The following is a 20,795-nucleotide window of genomic DNA, read 5'->3' as shown; positions in this document are numbered from 1 at the left end:
CCGAGGGGCCATTGCCGCGGAATGAAGTGTTTCGGTTGCATGCGACCCGGCGCATTAGCGGACAATTGAGGGCGTCGGCCGGTCAGGCCCGAGCCGGTCAATTGCCCGCCGTCAGGCTTGCCAGCAGCGCATCCGCGTCAATCGCATGGCCGGCGCGCTCGCGCTTGGAGGCAAGGTAGCGGATGTTGTGATCGGTGGCCCGGCCGATCACCCGCCGTTCGGCCGCGACCTCCAGCCCGGCGGCGGTGAGCGCGGCGATCTTCACCGGATTGTTGGTCATCACCTCGACCTTGGTGACGCCGAGCATCTTCAGCATCTCGGCAGCGAAATCGAAGCGCCGCTGGTCAAGGTCGAAACCGAGCACCTCGTCGGCGTCGTAGGTGTCCCAGCCCAGAGACTGCAGCCGATAGGCGCGCATCTTGTTGGCGATGCCGTTGCCGCGGCCTTCCTGGTCGAGATAGAGCAGGATGCCGCCGCCGTTCTTGGCCATCCAGTCGACCGTTCCGCGCAACTGGTCACCGCAGTCGCATTTCAGCGAGCCGAACAGGTCGCCGGTCAGGCAGGCCGAATGCAGGCGGACCGGCACGGTCTGAGTCAGGTCCGGCCGGCCGACAATGATCGCCACCTGGTCGCGCAGGCCCTCGCCGCCGCGGAACACGACGAATTCCGTCTCCGGCGCGCCTTCCAGCGGCACCGGCGCGCGCCCGACGATCGACAGGGCCTTGGCCTCGTCGGCACGATAGCGACGGATCGACGCGGCCGTGACAGCGAGAAGATCGGCGATGCCTGCAGATGCCGGATCGACCGGCACGACGATGACTGCCGGGACAGTCAGCGCAAGGCGCGCCAGTTCGAGCGCCGCCTCGTCCATGGCATCGACAGGGGAGACCGGCGCATCGATGCGCGCCTCGATCGTCAGCGCAAGCTGCACCACCCGCTTCTCGTCGATGACGGGCAGCGCCACGCGCCCCGGAACCGTGCGCTCGATGCCGATCCGGCGCAGCCGGGCGGCCGGCAGCACCAGGCGGGGAGGGGCGAGAGCAAGTCCGGTGAGGGCTTCCGCAAGCTCGGCGGTCAGGCCCTCGACGCCGGCCACGATGGCGGCATCGTCCCCGTCGTGGATCACGACCGGCCGCGCCGCGCGAAAATCAGCCAGAGCGCGTTCGACGCCGGCCCGCGAGCGGCCGGCCGATCCGCCTAGTATCCCTGTCGCATCCGTCATAAGACTGCCTTCACGCAACGCGCAAATGCCAACGCCTGCCGCGAAGGCAGACTTCATATCGGGAGCCCGACCATGCCGAACAAGCGTGACAGGCCCGCCACGGGAGGCTTCCTTGTCGCGTAATGGTGCAGACAGGGAAGCTGACGTGTCTCTACACGGTGAGGGATACGCTGGAGAAAGTCTATCGGATCAGACGGTGGAGGCAGCCTTTGCTGCCATCTGCGGGGCGCCTGCGGGCCGACCCTTCGTCGTGGCCCAGCTTGGGCAGTCGCTGGACGGGCGCATCGCCACGCTGAACGGCCATTCCAAATATATCAACCGCTGGGCCGCCCTTGACCACCTCCATCGCCTGCGGGCCGAGGTCGATGCCGTATTGGTCGGGGTCGGCACGGTCGTTGCCGACGATCCGCTGCTGACCGTCCGCCGGGTGCCTGGCCGCAGCCCTGTGCGCGTCGTCATCGACGCCAATGGCCGCCTGCCCGCCAACGCCCGCTGCCTGAACGAGGATGGCGTGCGCCGGATCGTGCTGCGCGCCGAACCGAAGCCGACACCGCCGGGTGTCGAGGAAATCCTCGTGCGCCGGCTCGGCAGCGGTGGGCTCTGCCCGCAGGCCATGGTGGAGGCGCTCCAGGCAGCCGGCTGCCCGCGCATTCTCGTCGAGGGTGGTGCGCGCACCATCTCACTCTTTCTCGAGCATCGGGCCGTCGATCGCTTGCATGTTCTGGTGGCGCCGATGATCATCGGCTCGGGCGTTCCGGGGATCGAGCTGCCCCCGATCACGCTGGTGGACGATGCCTTGCGTCCGACGACCCATGTGCATCCGCTTGCCGATGGTGACGTGTTGTTTGATTGCGATCTGAGGTTTGCAGCCAGCGAGAACCCCGACCATGTCGCAGCCTGACGTCTATTCGGCCCCGCATCGTGCCATCCACTGGATCATGGCCATCCTGATCGTTGGCCTGGTGCCCGTGGGGCTCTACATGGCCAGCATTCCCTATCCGCCCAATCCGGGTGCCAATCCGGCGCTGAAGGACAATCTCTACGAACTGCACAAGTCCTTCGGCCTGATCGTGCTGATGCTGGCCATCGCCCGCGTCGTGGTGCGCAGGGTGAAGGGCGTGCCGCCGCCCGAGCCGACCCTGACGCGGGTCCAGCGCATCGCCTCGGCGGCGGTGCATCACCTGCTCTACGTGCTGATCTTCCTGGTCCCGTTCGCGGGCTGGCTGGCCACCTCCATGTGCTACGGGCCGGTCAAACTGTTCTGGACGGTGCCGATGACGCTACCCTTCTCGGGCCAGGAGAGCACCTGCACGGCCATCTACCGGGTGCATCTGGGCGGGGCGCTGCTGATGACGGCCCTTGTCTTCGCCCATGTCGGGGCGGCGCTGATGCACCTCGTCATCATCCGCGACGGGGTGTTCCGCCGCATGTGGCCGACGGGCTGACTTGTCCGAACTGTCCGATCCGGGCGCCTGAGAACGAAACCGCCGGGGCCTTGCGGCCTCCGGCGGTCCGTTCAACGGTTCGGCCGCACCGTGCGCGGCCTTGATCCGGTGGAAACTCCTTCAGTGCACACTCGTGTTGTCGGCCTTCAGCCGAGCGATCTCGTCCTTCAGGTGCAATTTTCGACGCTTCAACTCGGCGATCTCGGTATCGCCCGAAGACGGGCTGGCGATGAGGCTGTTGAGTTCCCGGTCGAGCGCCTGGTGACGCCGTTCGAGTTCCGTGAGGTGCGACTGCAAGCTCATCCATCTCCTCCTGAAAATGGAGCCATGCCGACGCGGATCGGACGGAAGTCCGAAGCGCCTCGGACAGGGACCAGTCTGAACCTGAATACGGCAAAGTAAAGTCACGGAATGTTACGGCTCACAGGACAAGCGCCCCCCGGCGGCGAACGGGCCGGCATCGCCCGGGCGGCTCCGGCTTGCCCTTGGCGGGCCATCCGGCAATAGTTGCGGGCAGCGCGGGGGCGACCGCGCGACCCTTCCTTCCGACGGTGCATGATGGCTCTGACCGAGGCCGAAGAGCGCGAATTCACGCTTGAACTCGAGCGTTTGCGTCAGGAGCACCGCGATCTCGACGCTGCGATCGAGGCGCTCGCGGTAATGATCGTGGCCGACCGGCTGCAGATCCAGCGGCTGAAGAAGCGCAAGCTCGCACTGCGCGACCGGATCGCCTTCATCGAGGACAATCTCACCCCCGACATCATCGCCTGATCGCCCGAATGTCTGCGGCGCGGTTAAGCCGGGGTAAACATCCGGTGGCCGCCGGGGCGCTCTTGCCGCGGCAGGGGCGCCTGCCTATGCTCCGGCGCTTCTTTCGGGGGGCCGCCTGACGACAGCGCGGCCTTGGGGGAGGCCTTTCATGCCGAAGACGAAGGCCCGCGGATCAGGGACCGCGGTAACGCCGCCCGTTGCCGTCATCATGGGCTCGCAGTCCGACTGGGCGACCATGCGTCATTGCGCCGAGACGCTCGACGCGCTCGGCATCGGCCACGAGGCGCTGATCGTCTCGGCCCACCGCACACCCGACCGGCTGTTCGCCTTCGCCAAGGGTGCGCGCGAGGCCGGCTTCAAGATCATCATCGCGGGCGCGGGCGGGGCCGCACACCTGCCGGGCATGGCGGCGGCGCTGACGCCGCTGCCGGTCTTTGGCGTGCCGGTCGAGAGCCGGGCCCTGTCCGGAGTCGACAGCCTGCATTCCATCGTCCAGATGCCAGGCGGCATCCCCGTCGGCACGCTGGCCATCGGCAAGGCCGGGGCGATCAATGCGGCCTTGCTCGCCGGTGCGGTGCTCGCCCTGAACGATCCGGCGCTCGCCGGACGGTTGGATGCCTGGCGCGCCCGGCAGACTGCCGCCATCGCGGAGCGCCCGCGCGATGAACCCTGAACGGTCGTCGGTCGGTCCCGACCAGATCATCGGCATTCTCGGCGGCGGCCAGCTTGGCCGGATGCTGGCGCTGGCCGGCGCCCGCCTCGGCCTGCGCTGCCAGGTCTATGCACCGGAGCCGGAAAGCCCAGCCTTCGACGTGGTCCGCCGCATCACCGAGGCCGACTATTCCGACGAGGTGGCGCTGGCCCGCTTCGCCGAGGATGTCGATATCGTCACCTACGAGTTCGAGAACGTTCCGGACAATGCCGCGCGCTTCCTGTCGAGCCGCCTGACCGTGAGGCCGGGAGCGCGGGCACTGACGGTGTCGCAGGACCGGGTCGTGGAGAAGACCTTCGCCCGCGACTGCGGCCTGGACGTGCCCGATTTCGAACCGGTGGACGACGAGGCCGATCTGGAGCGCGCGCTTGCCCGCCTCGGCCGCCCGGCGGTGCTCAAGACCCGCCGCTTCGGCTATGACGGCAAGGGGCAGGCCGTGATCCGCATGGGCGACGATCCGGCCGCCGCCTATGCCGCCATCGGCCGCCAGCCGGCGATCCTGGAGGCCTTTGTTCCGTTCGAGCGCGAGATCTCCGTGCTGACCGTGCGCGGCGCGGATGGCGAGGTGCGCCACTACGATCCGGTGGAGAATGTCCACCGCGGCGGCATCCTGCGGACGTCCATCGTTCCGGCCCAGATCCCGGCCGCGACCACCATCGCCGCGGTGCGCATGGGCCGGGTCCTGGCCGAGGCGCTCGACTATGTCGGCGTGCTGGCGGTGGAACTGTTCGTGACCGCCGATGGCCGCCTGCTGGTCAACGAGATGGCGCCGCGCGTTCACAATTCCGGCCACTGGACGGAGGCTGCCTGCCATTGTTCCCAGTTCGAGAACCACATGCGGGCGGTTGCCGGACTGCCTCTCGGCTCCACCGAGCGCCATGCCGACGCGGTGATGCAGAACCTGATCGGCGCCGATGTCGAGGCCTGGCGGGCCATTGCTGCCGAGGACGGCGCGGTGCTTCACCTCTACGGCAAGCGCGACCAGCGCGACGGCCGCAAGATGGGCCATGTCACGAGGCTGAAAACGCTCAGCCGAGGGTGAGCAGCAGCGCCACTCCGGCGATGATGAGGATGATGCCGAGCCCGTCGCGCGGGCTGGTCGCCTGCTTGATGATGGCGCCCGACACGATGCCGGCGAACAGCACCTCGACGAGCGCGAGCGTGCGCACCTTGGCGACCGTCTCCAGCGCGAAGGCGAGAAACCAGAACTGCGAGGCGAAGGCGCCGAGGAAACCGGCGATGATGGACGGCCGCCAGGCACGGAGGATCGCCGCAAGCGCGGGCCGGTCGGTGACGGCGAGATAGGCAGTCAGCACGAGCGCCTGGAAGCCCAGTCCCCAGACCAGCGTAGTCGTGGCGGCCAGGATGAAGCTGTCGGCCTCCAGCGCACGGATGCCACCGCGGAAACCGACCGCTGCGATGCCGAACAGGGCGGCTGCCGCAACCCCGAGCATGGCGGGCCTGAGGCCAGCCTCGGCACCCGGCCGCCAGGACATGAGAAGGATGCCGGCGGTCGCAATGAGGATCGAGAGCCAGGCCCAGTGGCTCAGATGGTCGCCGAGCAGGACCACCCCGAACAGCGCGACCAGAACCGGTTCTGTCTTGGTGTAGGCGGTGGTGACCACGAAGGAGCGCTCGCGCATGGCGGCCAGCATCAGCGCGGTGGCGCCGATCTGGGCGAGCCCTCCCAGCGCGGTCCAGGCGAAGAAGGCTCCGTTGACGCCCGGCACCGTGCCCGGCACCGCGTTGCGCACCACGAGATAGAACAGCACCGCGAAGGGGAAGCCATAGAGGAAGCGCACATGGGTGGCGCCGATGGTGCCGAGCCGTTCCGTCAGGCCGCGCTGCATGGCATTGCGCGCGGTCTGGGCGGCAGCGGCAATCACGGTGAAGACGGCCCACAGGCCGGGCAAGGCGAGCATGGAAACCTCTTCAGCGAGCTATCGCCGCGAGACGGGCCTGCGGTCAATTACCGGTGGTGCAGGTCAGAAACGCATCGCCCCAGCCGAGCCGGCGGGTGAGCCGCGTCCGCTCGCGGTCGCGCGCCGGAACATGGATGGGGGTGGCGCCCGCAGGCGTACAGAGCGCGAAGTCGGTGCCGGCCCTGGTCGCGCGCGGGGGGCGCAGGATGCGCGCGTCGGCAGGGGAGCCGGCGATCTCGGGCCGCGCTGCGACCAGATAGGCGAAGGGCTCGTCCTCGAAGGGCACGTCGGCACCCTTGGCAGCCCTATGGGCGCGCAGGCGCGGCAGGCGGACCGAGAAATGGCACCAGTCCGGAGCGCTGACCGGGCAGGCTCCGTTGCTGGGGCAGGGCGCAAGGAGCCGTGCGCCGGCGGCGATGAGCGCCGACCGCACACGCCCGATGACGGCGAAGCCGGCCTTCGTGCCCGGCTCGACCACGATGACGAGGCCGGTGCTGCGGGAGAGCATGGCCGCTGCCACGCGGTCGAGCTCCGATCCGTCCAACTCGTTCAGCGCATAGGAGGCGATGACCAGATCGGCGGGTTCGGCTCCGGCCAGTGCGGCCGGGATGCCGGCCTGCCGCCAGCCAGCATCGCGCAGGGCCGGCGGACCCTGACGGGCCAGGTCCTGGCCGAGGCCGATCATGCCGGCATGGGAATCGACGAGCCGCACGGATCCGACATCGGGAAAGGCCTCCAGCGCCGCCCAGCTGGCCGTGCCCGGTCCGCAGCCGAGATCGAGAACGGAGGCGGGCGTGAATGCTGTCCGCAGGCTTGCCTCGGCCAGCGCGGCGGCGACGGCGGCATAGGTGGCCGGCAGGCGCGCCGTGGCATAGGCGGCCGTGTCGACGGCATGGATGAACCGCGTGCCGCGCCCTGCACGATAGTCCGCGGACAGCCGCTGGCTGGCCTCGGCCAGCGCCCGGCCGGGAAAGCGCCCGGCCAGTGCCTCGATGCCCGCGCGCAGGGCCGGCGGCAGCGCGGCGCTCAATCCTCGACCGGAACGGTGTAGTTCAGCCCAAGGCGGCCGCCATCGGCATAGATGGTCTGGCCGGTGATGTAGCTGGAGGCGTCGGAGGCAAGGAACACGGCCACCTGCGCGATCTCGTCGGGGTCGCCGAGCCGGCGCAGCGGCGTGCGCGAGAACAGCCGGTGGCGGGCCGCCTTGTCGGTGTTGACGGAGGCCAGCATCTCGGTGGCGATCGAGCCCGGCCCGATGGCGTTCACCCGGATGCCATGCTCGGACAGGCCGAGCGCCATCACGTTGGTGAGCTGGCGAACGCCGCCCTTGGACACGCAGTAGGGGATCTGGTTGACGATCGCGAGCTTGGCATTGACCGAGCTCATGTTGACGATGGCGCCCGGCTTCCTGCCCGCCTTGACCTGCTCGACCATCCGGCGCGCAACCGCCTGCCCGACGAGGAACGAGCCCTTCAGATTGACCCGCAGCACCTTGTCGAAATCGGCCTCGGCGAGATCGAGGAACTCGGCCGTGTGAACGATGCCGGCATTGTTGATGAGGATGTCGATGTCGCCGCCGAAGGCGTCGCGCGCACCCTGGACCAGGCCTGCAACGGACGAGGCATCGCCGACGTCGCAGCCGATGAACACTGCCTTTCCGGTCTTCGACAGTTCGGCGGTCGTGGCGAGCCCGGTCTCCACGGCGACGTCGGACAGGACAACCGCCGCGCCCTCCTGCACGAACCGGGTGGCAATGGCCTTGCCGATGCCGCGGGCGGCCCCCGTGACGATGGCGACCTTGCCTTGAAGCGCGCCCATGATGCCCTCCTGATGCGATGGAACTCCGCACCTTCTAGAGCATGGCGGGGGACTGCGGGAGGGGTCGTCGCGCAGCGGCGGCCTGCCGGCGGGCCTCAGCCACCCATCTTGGCGACGAGGGCGTCCGACAGCTCGAAATTGGAATAGACGTTCTGGACGTCATCGTGCTCGTCGAGCAGGTCCATCAGCCGCAGCAGCTTCTCGCCGTTGTCGTCGTCGACGGCGACATTGTTCTGCGGCTTCCAGGTCAGCGCGGACTTGCGCGGCTCGCCGAACGCCGCTTCCAGTGCCTTCGACACTTCGGCGAGGCTGTCGGCCGCCGTCGTGATCTCGTGACCGGTGTCCGAGGACGCGACGTCGTCGGCGCCGGCCTCGATCGCCGCCTCCAGCATGGCATCGGCATCGGCGACCTCGGGCGGGAACTCGATCGTGCCGACCCGGTCGAACATGAAGGACACCGCGCCGGTCTCGGCCAGGTTGCCGCCGACCTTGGTGAAGTAGGAGCGCACGTCGGAGGCAGTGCGGTTGCGGTTGTCGGTCAGCGCCTCGACGATGACGGCGACGCCGCCGGGGCCGTAGCCCTCGTAGCGGATCTCGTCGTAGTTCTCGCCGTCCGTGCCGGCCGCCTTCTTGATCGCCCGCTCGATATTGTCCTTGGGCATGTTCTCGGCGCGGGCCGCGAGAATGGCGGCGCGCAGCCGCGGGTTCATCGCCGGGTCCGGCGTGCCCATCTTCGCCGCCACCGTGATTTCGCGCGCCAGCTTGCCGAACAGCTTCGACTTGGCCGCGTCCTGGCGGCCCTTGCGGTGCATGATGTTCTTGAACTGGGAATGCCCGGCCATGTGCCCCTCGTCGGCAGTCTTGTCGGCTTGGCGGGCCGGGCTCGGGACCCCTATCGGGCGTCGCGCCGATCGCCGGCTCCGGATCGGCGGCTCTTATAGGCTCGGGTGCGACGGAAAGAAAGGCTGGCGCAGCGGGCAGGCCGGCGCGAGCCGCCGGGCACTCAGGGGTGCCCGGACCCTGTGGCGGGTTCAGCCCTTGGTGGCGAAGGCTGAGGCCAGGCGGTTGATCTGGCCGGCCACCGAGTTGGATGGAACGGTCTCGACCGGCTCGAACGACCCGAACAGCAGGCGGTCCATGTGGACGATGCGGGCCTGCAGGCGCATGGCCTTGCCGATCAGCGCAGACAGCGCCCCGGGCAGTTCGTCGAGCGTGGCCTGGGGGGTCGGAGCGCCCACCGAGGACAGGCGAACCTTGGATTTTTCCTGAGCGGCCTGTTCCTGGGTGAGTTCACCCTCGTTGACCGCGCGCTGCAGCAGCAGCCAGGACGCAAGCTGCATCAGCCGGGTGGTCAGGCGCATGCTTTCGGTCGCGTAGGCCAGCGCCGGGCCGCGATCGAGCGCGCGGCTTTCCGCGCGGCCGGGACCGTCGAGATAGGCGGCGGTCTCCTCGACCAGTGCCATGCCATCGCGGAACAGGTCCTTGAAGGCGGGGGAATTGGCCAGCCGCACGCCGAAGGCGACGGTCGGCTCGGCGGCGGACGGAACACTTCCCTGCGACATGACGCAACAACTCCCTGGCGACCCCGGTGTGCCGCCGGCCTGCCGCCGAGTAAAGCCTTTGCTTAAGCGAAGGTAAACGGCGGGCGACGACGTGGGGTGCCGAGCAAGGCAGGTGCCAGACGGCGCCGTCCCGCGTCGGGACGAGGCGCATGGCAACCGGCCGCAAGGGAACAGATAAAAAAAGGCCGCCCGGAGGCGGCCTGAAAGTGGAATACAGGGAGGCGTCAAACAGAGTGGACAGGAGCCACTCGCGTCCAGCGAACTGAACTGATCCCAGTGATAAAGGGGAAAGGTTAACCCCCGGTTAACCCCAGCCGGTGCAGCCGGCAGAACCTTGCAGGATTCGCGGATTCAGAGCCTGAAGACGCTCTCGGCGGCCGAACGGCTCGACTGCTTGGCTGCCATGTCGGCCTCGAGGCGGGCAATCTCGTCCTTCAGGACCTGCACGCGCTCCTTCAACTCGTGCACGGACAGGGTTGAGAGGTCCTGTCCAACGACATGCACCGGGGGCTTCGGGCGCGGCTTCAGGTCATCGTCCATGGCATCCTCCTGTGTCGTGACTGGCCATTGGCGGGCCGCGAGGCTACACCCGACAGCCGCGCTGCAATACCCCGACGAGGATGTCCGATGACCACCCTTCCCGCCACCATGACAGCCATCGCCATTCCGGTTCCCGGCGGCCCCGAGGCCCTGGTTCCCGAAACCCGGCCGGTGCCGCAGCCTGGCCCCGGCGAGGTTCTGGTGAAAGTGGCGGCCGCCGGCGTCAACCGGCCGGACGTGCTGCAGCGGGCCGGCGGCTATCCGCCGCCGAAGGGCGCGTCCGACATTCCGGGCCTTGAGTTTTCGGGTGAGGTGGTGGCGCTCGGCGAGGGCGCCGGGCGCTTCGTGTTGGGCGACAAGGTCTGCGCGCTGGTCGCCGGTGGCGGCTATGCCGAATATGCGGTGGTTCACGAGACCAATGCCCTGCCGGTGCCGGCGGGCGTGTCGATGGTGGAGGCTGCCGGCATCCCCGAGACGTTCTTCACGGTCTGGTCGAACGTCTTCGACCGAGGTGGCCTGAAATCTGGCGAGACCATCCTCATCCATGGCGGCACATCCGGCATCGGCGTCACCGCCATCCAGTTGGCCAAGGCCTTCGGTGCACGGGTGCTGACCACCGCCGGCTCGGACGAGAAATGCGCAGCGGCAACGGCGCTCGGCGCCGATGTCGCCATCAATTATCGAACGCAGGACTTCGTCGCTGCGGTCAAGGAGGCGACGGGTGCCAAGGGCGCCGAGGTCATTCTCGACATGGTCGGCGGCGACTATGTGCAGAAGAACCTCGACTGCGTGGCCGCCGACGGGCGCATCGTGCAGATCGCCTTCCTGAATGGCTCCAGGGTGACGGCCGACCTGCGCTGGCTCATGCTGAAGCGCGTGACCTTCACCGGGTCCACGCTGCGCATCCGCGACCTCGCCTTCAAGGCGGCGCTGGCCGACGCGCTGAAGGCAAAGGTCTGGCCGCTGATCGAGGCCGGCACGGTGAAAGTCGTGATGGATTCCACCTATCCGCTTGCCGAGGCGTCAAGGGCCCATGCCCGCATGGAGACCAATGCCCATATCGGCAAGATCGTGCTGACGGCCTGACCCAGCCGCGTCAGCGCAGCAGCCTGTCCAGCATGGGCAGGCTGGTCAGCGCGGCGGCAGCGATCACCGCGAAAGCGACGGGTCGGAACAGGCGCGGGCTCGCCTTCTCGAACAGCAGCGAGCCGAGCCCGACGCCGAGGCCATAGGGCAGGATCGTCCAGGCCGCGATGCGGATGACCTCGGACGTGTAGATGCCGGCGAGCGCCAGCAGCGAGATCGAGATCACCGAGGCCGGCACGAAGAAGGCCACGGACGAGCCCCGTACGCCGGCATTGTGGCTGGGGCCGGCCAGCCAGAACAGCGACAGGACCATGCCGCCGAGGCTGGCAAGTCCGGAGATCAGGCCCGAGACGATTCCGGTCGAGACGGTGGCCACCCGGCCCGGCGAGGCCTCGATGCGGCCGACCGTCAGCAGGGCCGTCAGCACAAGAAGGATCGAGGCCGAGGTGATCCAGCGCACGGGCGTCGGGTCGATTGTGACCAGCAGCCAGACACCGATGGGCAGGCCGACGACATAGCCGACGAAGAGCGGGCCGATCTCGCCCCAGCGGGCGTGCCGCCAGGACGAGCGCAGCATGGCGAACTGCAGGACCGCGTCGATGATCGACATGATGCCGATGGCGGCCTTCGGGCCGAGATAGGCGCCGGCGACGGGCATGAAGATCATGGCCGAGCCGAAGCCGGTATAGCCGCGCACCGTTCCGGCGAGCAGGGCGGCGACGAGCACGGCGACGGGCGGCGGCGAACCGAGGGCGGCGAGAATGTCCAGGGGGAGGTTCCTTTGGACGGCCAGTGCCCATGCGATAGGCGAGATTCGGCGGGCGGTGAACGTCGCGCCGCGCGGGACGGGTGTGCGGCAGGACGGGCGCCTCGGCTAGACTGGCGCCATGGCGGGCACGATTCGCATCCTTGGGCTCGACCCAGGTCTCAGGCGCACGGGCTGGGGCGTGATCGACGTCACCGGAAACCGGCTGGCCTTCGTCGCCTGCGGCACGGTGACCTCAGACGACAAGGCCGAGCTCGGCGTGCGGCTTGCCCAGCTCTATCGCGGGATCACGGAGGTGCTGACCGCGTGGTCGCCGGACGAGGCGGCGGTCGAGCACACCTTCGTCAACAAGGACGCGACCGCGACGCTGAAGCTCGGCCAGGCGCGCGGCATCGCCATGGTGGTGCCGGCGCTGGCGGGCCTTGAGGTCGCCGAATACGAGCCGAACAAGGTCAAGAAGTCGATCGTCGGCGCCGGGCACGCCGAGAAGACCCAGATCCACATGATGATCGGTATCCTGCTGCCCAAGGCCAATCCGAAGACCATGGATGCCGCAGACGCGCTCGCCGTGGCAGTCACCCATGCCCATCACCGCACCGGCCCCGGCCGGCGGTGAGGATCAGCCCAGCGGCCGGGCGTAGCGCTCGAAGGCCTCCGCCCTGATCGCCGTGCCGGCGCCCGGCCATTCGGGGCGTTTCAGGTTGCCGTCGACGACCGTCACAGGGTCCTCGAAACAGGCCCTGATCCAGGGGATATATTCGAACAGCGTGGTGGCCGGGTGCCAGTGCGACAGATGGGCGTGGACCTGGCCCATGTCGCCGGCATGGGCGACCACCGGCAAGCGCGCGGCATGGGCCGCTTCCGCCACGCGGATATATTCGGTGATGCCGGCAAGCCGCGTCACGTCGGGCTGGACGAAGTGGAGCGCGCCGCGGCGGATGAATTCCGCAAAGGCCTCGGCGGTGTAGAGCTGTTCGCCGAGCGCGACCGGCACGGAGGAGGCGCGGGCCAGCGCCTCGTGGCCGGCAAGGTCGTCATACCAGAGCGGCTCCTCGATCCAGAACACGTCGAGGCCGGCCGCCTCGCGGGTGAAGCGCAGGGCGGTCGGCAGGTCCCAGCGGCCATTGACGTCGGTTGCCATCATGACGCCGGGGCCGATGGCCTTGCGCACGGCGGCGAGGCGCCTGAGGTCGCGGGCAAGGTCGGGCGAGCCGATCTTGATCTTCACGCCGCGGAAACCCTCCTCCTGAACGGCGCGGCGGGCGCCCGCGGCCAGGTCCTCGTCGGAGATCGAAAGCCAGCCGATATCGGTGTTGTAGGCGGTGACCACGGGCCTGGTGGCGCCGCCGAGCAGCCGCCACAGGGGCTGGCCGGCGCGCTGGGCCTTGAGGTCCCACAGCGCGATGTCGATGGCGGCAAGCGCCAGGTGCGTGATACCGGCCCGGCCGATCCATTGCAGCGGCGGGTGGCGCGCGATCTTCAGCCACAGCCGGGCGATGTCGTCCTCGTCCTCGTTGTCCAGCAGCGGTGCGCAGGAGCGCTCGATGCAGCGGGCGATCAGCCGGTCACCCTCGATATCGGCATGGGTGCCGGTGAAGCCGGTGCCGGTGAAGCCGTCATGGGTGTGGATGCGGCAGCCGACCACGCCCCAGTGGGACAGGGTGTGGGTGGAATCGGAGATGGAGGAGCCGGTCACCGGCACGTGCAGGATGAAGGGCTCGATGCGGGCAATGGTCATGGCGGGTGGAATGCAACGAGAAAGGGGCGGACACTGTGGTCCGCCCCCGATCCGTTCTCAACCTGCTTTCGCGTGCCGTCAGGCCTGCGGCTGCGGCTCCAGTCCGTCGTCATTGGCCGGGCGGCGGGTCTTTCCGCCGGCGGTCGGCACGGCGGAATGGCGCGGCTGGTTCTTGTCGGGCTCGGCGTCGCGCACCGGCGCCTTGCCGGCGAGCAGGTCCTTGATCTCGTCGCCCGACAGCGTCTCGTATTCGAGCAGGGCCTCGGCCACCTTGACGAACTGCTCGTGATGCTCGGTGAGGATGCGGTGGGCCTCGACATAGCCCTCGTGGACCAGGCGCTTCACCTCGGCATCGATCTTCTGGGCCGTGGATTCGGAAATGCTCTGCTGGCGACCCATCGACATGCCGAGAAAGACCTCCTCCTGGTTGTCGCCATAGGCGACCATGCCCAGTTCTTCGGAGAAGCCCATGCGGGTGACCATGGCGCGCGCCATCTTGGTCGCCTGGTCGATGTCGCCGACGGCGCCGGAGGTGACGTTCTCCTTGCCGAAGGTCAGTTCCTCGGCCACGCGCCCGCCCATGGCGACGGCAAGGTGCGAGGTATATTCCTTGTACTTCATCGAGTAGCGGTCGCCCTCGGGCAGGAACTTGACCATGCCCAGCGCGCGGCCGCGCGGGATGATCGTCGCCTTGTGGACGGGCAGGCCCGCCGGCACGTTGAGGCCGACCACCGCGTGGCCCGCCTCGTGATAGGCGGTCAGCTTCTTTTCTTCCTCGCTCATGGCCATGGAGCGCCGCTCGGCGCCCATCATCACCTTGTCCTTGGCGTCTTCCAGATCGCTCATCGTGACCATGCGCTTGCCGCGGCGGGCGGCCAGCAGGGCCGACTCGTTGACAAGGTTCATCAGGTCCGCGCCGGAAAAGCCGGGCGTGCCGCGGGCGATGATCTTGAGATCGACGTCGGGCGCCAGCGGCACCTTGCGGACGTGGACCCTGAGGATCTTCTCGCGGCCGTTCACGTCCGGATTGGGCACCACGATCTGGCGGTCGAAGCGGCCTGGACGCAGCAGCGCCGGATCGAGCACGTCGGGCCGGTTGGTGGCCGCGATGATGATGATGCCCTCGTTGGGCTCGAAGCCGTCCATCTCGACGAGCAACTGGTTCAGCGTCTGCTCGCGCTCGTCGTTGCCGCCGCCGAGGCCGGCGCCGCGATGGCGGCCGACCGCGTCGATCTCGTCGATGAAGATGATGCAGGGCGCGTTCTTCTTGGCCTGCTCGAACATGTCGCGGACGCGGGAGGCGCCGACGCCGACGAACATCTCGACGAAGTCCGAACCGGAGATCGTGAAGAAGGGCACATTGGCCTCGCCCGCGACCGCCTTGGCGGTGAGGGTCTTACCCGTGCCGGGCGGACCGACGAGCAGCACGCCGCGCGGGATGCGGCCGCCGAGCCGCTGGAACTTCTGCGGGTCGCGCAGGAATTCGACGATCTCCTGCAGGTCCTGCTTGGCCTCGTCGATGCCGGCGACGTCCTCGAAGGTGACGCGTCCATGCGCCTCGGTCAGCAGCTTGGCCTTCGACTTGCCGAAGCCCATGGCCTTGCCGCCGGCGCCCTGGATCTGGCGCGACATGAAGATCCACAGGCCGATGAGCAGCAGGACCGGGAACCACTGGGCCAGCAGCGCGACGAACCACGGCACCTGCTCGCCGGGCGCGCGGGCCTGCACCTGCACGCCCTTGTCGACCAGCCGCTGGGCAAGTCCGGGGAAGGGCGGGGCATAGGTCTGGAAGTTGCGCCCGTCGGTGTAGTGGCCGGTCAGTTCCGGCCCCTGGATGGTGACGTCACGGACCCGGCCGTTCTCGACCTCGGTGAGGAACTGGGAGAACGGCAGGTCCGAGGAGCCAGCACGTTGCTGCGGGCTCTGGAACAGCGTGAACAACGCCAGCAGCAGCAGGACGATGATGACCCAAAGGGCGAGGTTGCGGAAATTGGAGTTCATCGCGTGTCCATCCCCGGGAGTGGCCGTGCGCGGGCGCCGAAAAGGCGCGGCCGAAGAGCGCCGGTCGACCAGACTCCCTTATTGCCCAATGTAGGTTCGCCGAAGGGTCTTGCCAAGGAGCGCCGCGGCAGCGCCGACCCCCGACTTCTGCGGCACGGCACCTCCCATGGCGCCAGATGGTCCGCAGACCGTGCCCGGTCAACCGGAACCATGGTCGATACGGGGGGCGCGGCGCGCCGGTTCACGCGCCACGATGACGCGGGCATCGGCCGTCACGCTGACCAGAGCGCCCTGAAGATTGCGCCGGAAGGGCTCGCCACGCGCAATCGCCATCAGCACCTCCCCGGCCAGTTCCTCCAGCGCCTCCAGGCGCGGGTCGGCCGCCGGATCGCCCGCGGCTGCCACCGCATCGGAGATGAGCCGCAGGACCACGGCGAAGGGCTCGGAAAGCCAGGACGCGCCGGCATGGACGGCGGCGCCGGTGCCGCCGGCCTTGGCGGGCTGCGCGGTTGCCTCCGCCAGCCGGGCGGCATGATGGGCGATGGCCTCGTCCAGCATGCGCATGCGGCCGGCAAGGATCGCGAGGCGTTCGGCGTCGAGCCCTTCGGCCGCGAGTTGCGGCATCAGGCGGCGCAGGCGGACGCGGGCGAAGCGGGCGTCGTCGTTGGAGGGGTCGGCGACCGGTTCCAGACCTGCGGCCGCGGCGGCCGCGGCCAGCCGCGCCTTCGGCACGAACAGAAACGGCCTGATGAGTTGCACTCCGTTCCGCTCGCTTGCCGAGGCCATGCCCATCAGTCCGCGCGGTCCCGAGCCGCGGGCAAGCCGCATGAGCACGGTCTCCGCCTGGTCCTCCTGGTGGTGGGCCAGCACGATGGCCGTCGCGCCGACCATCCCGGCGCACCCGGCGAGCAGCCGGTACCGGGCCTCGCGGGCGGCCTCCTGCAGACCGGTGACGGGCTTGTCGCCGTCCCAGCGCAGCGTCGCCGCGGCAAGGCCGAGGCGGGCCGCAGTCTGTTCGACATGCGCGCATTCGGCCGCTGCTTCCGGCCGCAGGCCATGGTCGACGGTGGCGACATGAAGCGCGGGCGTCTCGCCGCCGAGGTCCCGCCAGCGGGCGAAAACGGCCATCATTCCAAGCGAATCCGGGCCACCGGACACGGCCAGCAGCAGGCCGGCGCGATGCCGGTGGGGATCGAGAAGGTCGCGGATGTCCTCGTCGGTGAGCGAACCTGCCGGTCCGCCGTCAGCAGCTTGCACGGCGCTGCTCGTTCACCACGGCCGTTCGGGTCCCCTGCGCGGCCCTCGGATATTTGCGGTTGAACTCGGCATAGGCGGCGCAGGCTGCCTCGCGCTCGCCCAGCGCGTTCAGCGATTGACCAAGCCGCAGGAGGCTCGAGGGCGCCCGGCTCGAGCGGGGATAGTCGGTGGAGACCTTCAGGAACTGCTCTGCCGCCTCGCGATACTGGCGGCGCTGGAACATGGCCTCGCCCAGCTGGTGGGTCGCATCGCCCACCATGCGGTCGCGCGGATGGGCGTCGATGAAGCTGCGCAGCGCAATTTCCGCCTGCTCGTAGTCGCGGCTTTGCAGGAAGGCGACGGCGGCGTTGTACTGCTCGCGCGGCGTTGAGGCGGCAATCACCGGCGGCACCGCGCCGGTCGTGCCGCGCGGAGCGAGGGTGGGGTCATTGGCCGCCTGCCCGGAGAGCTGGCCGAGATCGAGCGGACGGTTCGTGTCGGGCCCTGCGGCGACGGGGGGCGGCGCGGCGTTGCTGCCGGGCGGCAGGCTGCCGAGGTCGCGCGGTGCGCCAGGACCGCCCTGCTGCTGGGTCGGGTCGAAGGCGTCGCTCCGGCGCTGCTGGCCGGGCGCCGGCGCGGTCTGTTGCGGCCGTTGCGGCGCTGGTCGGGCTCCGCCACGGGCGCCTTCCAGTTCGTTCAGGCGGAACTCGATGTCGGCCTGCATGCGGCGCTGCTGCTCCTCGAGCTGCCGGACGCGGAACTGCGACTGTTCGAGCTGGCCGTTGAGCGAGCGAAGCTGCGCCTCCAGCCGCTGGATGCGGTCGAGGAGGTCGGCCGCGGTCTGGGCGCCTGCGGGGGAGGCGGCCAAGATCACCGCGGCCAGTGCGAAGGTGGCCAGCGGCAACCGGAGGCAGACCGTCTTTGCCCATCCGATCATGTGATGTTGTCCTCCGGCCCATCGCTTGGCAGTTGAACCATGGAGTTGGGCGAGATTTCGACCCGTTTCAAGCGAAAACGGCGCCCGGAGAACCGGGCGCCGCAATCCGACCCGCCATCGGGTCGTGTCGTCAGGAGCCCGTGCCGCCGGTCAGGACCGTCACCGAACGGCGGTTCTGGGACCAGCAGGAGATATCGTTGCACACCGCCACCGGCCGTTCCTTGCCGTAGGAGATGGTGCGCATCCTGGCGCCGGATATGCCCCGTGCCGCGAGATAGTCGCGCATGGTCTGGGCGCGGCGGGCGCCCAGCGCAATGTTGTACTCGCGCGTGCCGCGCTCGTCGGCATGGCCTTCCACGGTGAAGGCATAGCGGTTGTACTGGTTCAGCCAGACCGCCTGCTTGTCGAGGGTGGCGCGCGCCTGGGGCGTCAGCTCCGAGGAATCGGTTTCGAAGAACACGCGGTCGCCGACATTGACCACGAAGTCCTGCGGGCTCCCCGGAGTGGCTGCGCCGGCGCCGGCGCCAGCGTTCTGGTTGACGGGGTTCTGGGCACAGGCGCCGAGCGCGAGGCCGAATACCATGAGGGCCGCAAACTTCGCTGCGCGGCCGAAGGCCATGGACAGCATGGTGGTCTCCTTGACCTGAAGGTGTGTCATTCGTCTATCAGAATGTCGGTTAAGCGAACCTTCCGGTTCCTGCCCGCCTTTGGCCGCCCGGGTTCACCCGAAACGTCCGAAAGACGCGTGCCTTTTGCCCAACATCCTGTTTTTCTTGTTGAATTCCGATCGTCTGGACGATGCGGCGTTAACGCCACGCCGTCCGGACAACCGCCGGGATGGTCAACCATCCGTAAATGGCTGGTCCCGGAGCGCCGAACCGGCAAAAGCGCACCGATGCGACCGGCCCCGGATCGCGGCGCAGCGTGACCAGACTGTGGCAGGCGGGTGGCGCGGGGGTGTTACCTCCCCCGCCGCGGCATGTCCGTCCTGGCTGTGGCAGATCGGCAACAGGCGTTACCGACCCCAGGGGCTGAGGCGGATGGCCGCGACGGTCGCCAGGCCATAGACCACCATGGCGGCGCCCACGAGGGCGAACATCGTCCAGGCCGGCGCGCCGGACGAAGCGAGCCAGAACCCGCCGACGACGATGACGGCCAGCCGGGTCGTGCCGGCGATGACCGGGCCAACCACCCGGCCCGAGCCCTGCGCGGCAAAATAGAGGCACAGGCCAAGCCCGTAGAAGCCGAAGGTCGGTCCGACCCAGACAAGGTAGGAGCGGGTCGCCTCGATCACCCTGGGATTGTCCGTGAACAGCCGTGCCCAATGGTCGGGCATCAGCCAGGCGAGGAGGCCGATGGCGCCGGTGATGGCGAAGGCGAGAAGTCCGCCGGTCCAGGCGGATGCACGGGCGCGCGCGATGTTGCCGGCGCCGATCGCCATGCCGACCATGGGCACCAGCGACACGCCGACGGCAAAGGTGATGGGGATGAGCAGGAACTCGATGCGCGTGCCGATGCCATAGCCGGCGAGGGCTTCTTCTCCGAAGCGCGCGACGAGGGCAGTCAGGACCAGCACGGTCAGGACCGACTGGATGGAGGAGATGCCCGCCACCGCCCCGACCTTCAGGATGTCGGTAAAGTGGTCGCGGCGCATGGGGACGTTGGACAGCGGCAGCGCGAAGCGGCCGCGACCCGCAGCAAGATACCAGATGAGGAACGCCGCGCCCGCGCCATAGGCGATGATCTGGCCGAGCGCGACGCCGGCCATGCCAAGCCTGGGGAAGGGTCCAAGGCCGAGCCCGAGCCCGCCGCCGGCGACGACCTGCAGGGCAGCGACGGCCAGGAGCGTGGCGGACGGCACACGCATGTCGCCCATGCCGCGGACGATGGAGGCGGACAGATTGCACAGCCAGACGAGCAGCGCGCCGGCAAACAGCGTGTTGGAATAGATCAGCGCCTGTGCCAGCACCTCGCCCCGCCCGCCCAGCACGCGATAGAGCGCGGGGCCGAAGAGCAGGAAGACGGCGGTGAGAAACAGCCCGCAGGCGAGTGCGATCACCATCGTGTGATAGGCGATCGACCGGGCACGATCGAGGTCGCCGGCGCCGAGCGCGCGGCTGACCGCCGAGGAGACGCCGCCGCCCATGGCGCCGGCCGAGAGCATCTGCATCAGCATGGCCAGCGGGAAGACCAGCGCCATGGCGGCGAGCGACGCCGTGCCGAGCAGGCCGACATAGGCCGTCTCCGCGATCGCCACGCCGCTGGTGGCGGCCATGGCCATCATGTTGGGCGTCGAGAGCCTGAGGATGGTCGGCAGAATCGGTGCCGACAGAATGGGATTTGGGCGAGCAGCCGCAGTCCCGGCCGATATGGCGGTCGTCATGGCGTGCTCCGGAAAGGCTGGAGGCCAAGTTGCTGCATATGCAGGCAATGGCCGTAGGGCGTCGTTTCGCGGCTGGCTGTCATGCCAGTCTCTCCAGGGTGAAGTCGATGGACTGGTGAAGCGCGGCGGTTGCGTCCGCGCCGAGCGCGGCGCGCACCTCCGCCTGGGCCCGTGCCCAGCCGGGCCGGGCCTCGGACAGGGCCGCGCGTCCCGCTGCGGTGAGCAGGATGCGCCGGGCCCGCCGGTCGTTGGGGTCGGGCTCAAGCCGGACAAAGCCCTGACGCTCGAGCGGCTTCAGGCCGCGGGTGAGGGCTGTCGGATCCATGATCATGCGTTCGGCCAGCGCGCCGATGGCAATGCCGTCGAGGCGCGTCAGGTTTGCCAGAATGCCGAACTGGGTGACGGTGAGCCCCGCCGGCTGGATATGGCGGTCGTAGATCTGGGTGATACGGCGCGCGGCCTTGCGGACCCGTGCGCAGGTGCAGGCAAAGCTCTCGGCAGCGGGGTCGATCCGGACGGACATGGCGACATAATGCTGCATATGCAGATAAATGCCACCGCGATCCTGCATCGGTGACCTGCGTCGGCCTGTCGCCAGTGCCGTCGGGCCGGTTGCCGGGGTGCGGGGCGGGGCCTAGTCTTGGCGTCCGCCGAGG

23 protein-coding genes are annotated in these 20,795 nt (G+C 68.9%); 7 read left to right on the top strand and 16 right to left on the bottom strand.

The window, feature by feature from the left end; translation table 11 throughout:
• Positions 1-97: 97 nt before the first annotated feature.
• Positions 98-1,222 (bottom strand): GTP cyclohydrolase II RibA, encoded by a 1,125-nt coding sequence (gene ribA, locus ACTIFS_RS12720; protein ID WP_439574476.1) that lies wholly within the window; start codon positions 1,220-1,222, stop codon positions 98-100.
• 196 nt (positions 1,223-1,418) lie between these two features.
• Here ribA and ACTIFS_RS12715 point away from each other — a divergent pair, with 196 nt between their 5' ends.
• Positions 1,419-2,123 carry a RibD family protein gene (locus tag ACTIFS_RS12715; protein WP_439574475.1) on the top strand — a complete coding sequence of 235 codons (705 nt, stop codon included), beginning with the start codon at positions 1,419-1,421 and terminating at the stop codon, positions 2,121-2,123.
• Positions 2,110-2,667: a cytochrome b gene (locus ACTIFS_RS12710; RefSeq protein ID WP_439574474.1), complete on the top strand. Its 558-nt coding sequence runs from the start codon at positions 2,110-2,112 to the stop codon at positions 2,665-2,667. Before ACTIFS_RS12715 ends, ACTIFS_RS12710 begins: the two co-directional genes overlap by 14 nt.
• A gap of 120 nt (positions 2,668-2,787) precedes the next feature.
• Here the strand turns inward: ACTIFS_RS12710 and ACTIFS_RS12705 are convergent, their stop codons facing one another.
• The gene (locus ACTIFS_RS12705) at positions 2,788-2,970 is read right to left on the bottom strand and encodes a YdcH family protein (RefSeq protein WP_439574473.1); all 183 of its coding nucleotides are present in this window, start codon (positions 2,968-2,970) and stop codon (positions 2,788-2,790) included.
• Between the two features lie 252 nt (positions 2,971-3,222).
• Here ACTIFS_RS12705 and ACTIFS_RS12700 point away from each other — a divergent pair, with 252 nt between their 5' ends.
• The 3 genes from ACTIFS_RS12700 to ACTIFS_RS12690 all read left to right on the top strand — a co-directional run bounded on the left by ACTIFS_RS12700 (position 3,223) and on the right by ACTIFS_RS12690 (position 5,192).
• Positions 3,223-3,438, top strand: a complete 216-nt coding sequence (locus ACTIFS_RS12700; protein WP_439574472.1) for a YdcH family protein — start codon at positions 3,223-3,225, stop codon at positions 3,436-3,438.
• 148 nt (positions 3,439-3,586) lie between these two features.
• A complete protein-coding gene (gene purE, locus ACTIFS_RS12695) occupies positions 3,587-4,111 on the top strand; it encodes a 5-(carboxyamino)imidazole ribonucleotide mutase (RefSeq protein ID WP_439574471.1) in 525 nt (174 codons plus the stop codon).
• Entirely contained in the window at positions 4,101-5,192 is a 1,092-nt protein-coding gene (locus ACTIFS_RS12690; RefSeq protein WP_439574470.1) for a 5-(carboxyamino)imidazole ribonucleotide synthase, read from the top strand. The genes purE and ACTIFS_RS12690 overlap by 11 nt, the downstream gene beginning before the upstream one ends.
• On the opposite strand, the gene ACTIFS_RS12685 is transcribed toward ACTIFS_RS12690, so the two are convergent.
• From ACTIFS_RS12685 to ACTIFS_RS12660, 6 genes are all read right to left on the bottom strand, one after another.
• Entirely contained in the window at positions 5,179-6,072 is an 894-nt protein-coding gene (locus ACTIFS_RS12685; RefSeq protein ID WP_439574469.1) for an EamA family transporter, read from the bottom strand. The two genes, ACTIFS_RS12690 and ACTIFS_RS12685, sit on opposite strands and share 14 nt — an antisense overlap.
• Positions 6,073-6,115: 43 nt before the next feature.
• The gene (locus ACTIFS_RS12680) at positions 6,116-7,102 is read right to left on the bottom strand and encodes a small ribosomal subunit Rsm22 family protein (protein ID WP_439574468.1); all 987 of its coding nucleotides are present in this window, start codon (positions 7,100-7,102) and stop codon (positions 6,116-6,118) included.
• Positions 7,099-7,890, bottom strand: coding sequence for an SDR family NAD(P)-dependent oxidoreductase (locus tag ACTIFS_RS12675; RefSeq protein WP_439574467.1), 792 nt, complete (start codon positions 7,888-7,890; stop codon positions 7,099-7,101). The genes ACTIFS_RS12680 and ACTIFS_RS12675 overlap by 4 nt, the downstream gene beginning before the upstream one ends.
• Before the next feature lie 95 nt (positions 7,891-7,985).
• On the bottom strand, positions 7,986-8,732 hold the full coding sequence (locus tag ACTIFS_RS12670; RefSeq protein WP_439574466.1) for a YebC/PmpR family DNA-binding transcriptional regulator: 747 nt from the start codon (positions 8,730-8,732) through the stop codon (positions 7,986-7,988).
• 189 nt (positions 8,733-8,921) lie between these two features.
• Positions 8,922-9,452, bottom strand: coding sequence for a protease adaptor protein RcdA (rcdA, locus tag ACTIFS_RS12665; RefSeq protein ID WP_439574465.1), 531 nt, complete (start codon positions 9,450-9,452; stop codon positions 8,922-8,924).
• 351 nt (positions 9,453-9,803) lie between these two features.
• Positions 9,804-9,992 carry a DUF1192 domain-containing protein gene (locus ACTIFS_RS12660; protein WP_439574464.1) on the bottom strand — a complete coding sequence of 63 codons (189 nt, stop codon included), beginning with the start codon at positions 9,990-9,992 and terminating at the stop codon, positions 9,804-9,806.
• An 87-nt stretch (positions 9,993-10,079) separates the two neighbouring features.
• Here ACTIFS_RS12660 and ACTIFS_RS12655 point away from each other — a divergent pair, with 87 nt between their 5' ends.
• A complete protein-coding gene (locus tag ACTIFS_RS12655; RefSeq protein ID WP_439574463.1) occupies positions 10,080-11,078 on the top strand; it encodes an NAD(P)H-quinone oxidoreductase in 999 nt (332 codons plus the stop codon).
• Positions 11,079-11,088: 10 nt separating this feature from the next.
• On the opposite strand, the gene ACTIFS_RS12650 is transcribed toward ACTIFS_RS12655, so the two are convergent.
• Positions 11,089-11,805 carry a sulfite exporter TauE/SafE family protein gene (locus ACTIFS_RS12650; RefSeq protein ID WP_439574462.1) on the bottom strand — a complete coding sequence of 239 codons (717 nt, stop codon included), beginning with the start codon at positions 11,803-11,805 and terminating at the stop codon, positions 11,089-11,091.
• A 160-nt stretch (positions 11,806-11,965) separates the two neighbouring features.
• Between ACTIFS_RS12650 and ruvC the strand changes: the two genes are divergently transcribed.
• Positions 11,966-12,460, top strand: a complete 495-nt coding sequence (ruvC, locus tag ACTIFS_RS12645; RefSeq protein ID WP_439574461.1) for a crossover junction endodeoxyribonuclease RuvC — start codon at positions 11,966-11,968, stop codon at positions 12,458-12,460.
• A 3-nt stretch (positions 12,461-12,463) separates the two neighbouring features.
• On the opposite strand, the gene ACTIFS_RS12640 is transcribed toward ruvC, so the two are convergent.
• From ACTIFS_RS12640 to ACTIFS_RS12610, 7 genes are all read right to left on the bottom strand, one after another.
• Complete coding sequence (locus ACTIFS_RS12640; protein WP_439574460.1) at positions 12,464-13,582, bottom strand: mandelate racemase/muconate lactonizing enzyme family protein; 1,119 nt, start codon at positions 13,580-13,582, stop codon at positions 12,464-12,466.
• 78 nt (positions 13,583-13,660) lie between these two features.
• Positions 13,661-15,583, bottom strand: coding sequence for an ATP-dependent zinc metalloprotease FtsH (gene ftsH, locus ACTIFS_RS12635; RefSeq protein WP_439574459.1), 1,923 nt, complete (start codon positions 15,581-15,583; stop codon positions 13,661-13,663).
• Positions 15,584-15,781: 198 nt separating this feature from the next.
• Positions 15,782-16,840, bottom strand: coding sequence for a tRNA lysidine(34) synthetase TilS (gene tilS / locus ACTIFS_RS12630; RefSeq protein WP_439574458.1), 1,059 nt, complete (start codon positions 16,838-16,840; stop codon positions 15,782-15,784).
• Positions 16,827-17,756, bottom strand: a complete 930-nt coding sequence (gene ybgF / locus ACTIFS_RS12625; protein WP_439574457.1) for a tol-pal system protein YbgF — start codon at positions 17,754-17,756, stop codon at positions 16,827-16,829. Before ybgF ends, tilS begins: the two co-directional genes overlap by 14 nt.
• A gap of 130 nt (positions 17,757-17,886) precedes the next feature.
• Positions 17,887-18,384, bottom strand: coding sequence for a peptidoglycan-associated lipoprotein Pal (pal, locus tag ACTIFS_RS12620; RefSeq protein ID WP_439574620.1), 498 nt, complete (start codon positions 18,382-18,384; stop codon positions 17,887-17,889).
• 387 nt (positions 18,385-18,771) lie between these two features.
• Positions 18,772-20,139: an MATE family efflux transporter gene (locus ACTIFS_RS12615; RefSeq protein WP_439574456.1), complete on the bottom strand. Its 1,368-nt coding sequence runs from the start codon at positions 20,137-20,139 to the stop codon at positions 18,772-18,774.
• A gap of 79 nt (positions 20,140-20,218) precedes the next feature.
• A complete protein-coding gene (locus tag ACTIFS_RS12610; protein WP_439574455.1) occupies positions 20,219-20,710 on the bottom strand; it encodes a MarR family winged helix-turn-helix transcriptional regulator in 492 nt (163 codons plus the stop codon).
• Positions 20,711-20,795: the final 85 nt, after the last annotated feature.

The sequence above is a fragment of the Phreatobacter sp. genome, assembly GCF_051860605.1.
Lineage (GTDB): Bacteria > Pseudomonadota > Alphaproteobacteria > Rhizobiales > Phreatobacteraceae > Phreatobacter.
This window is presented reverse-complemented; position numbering and strand designations above follow the sequence as displayed.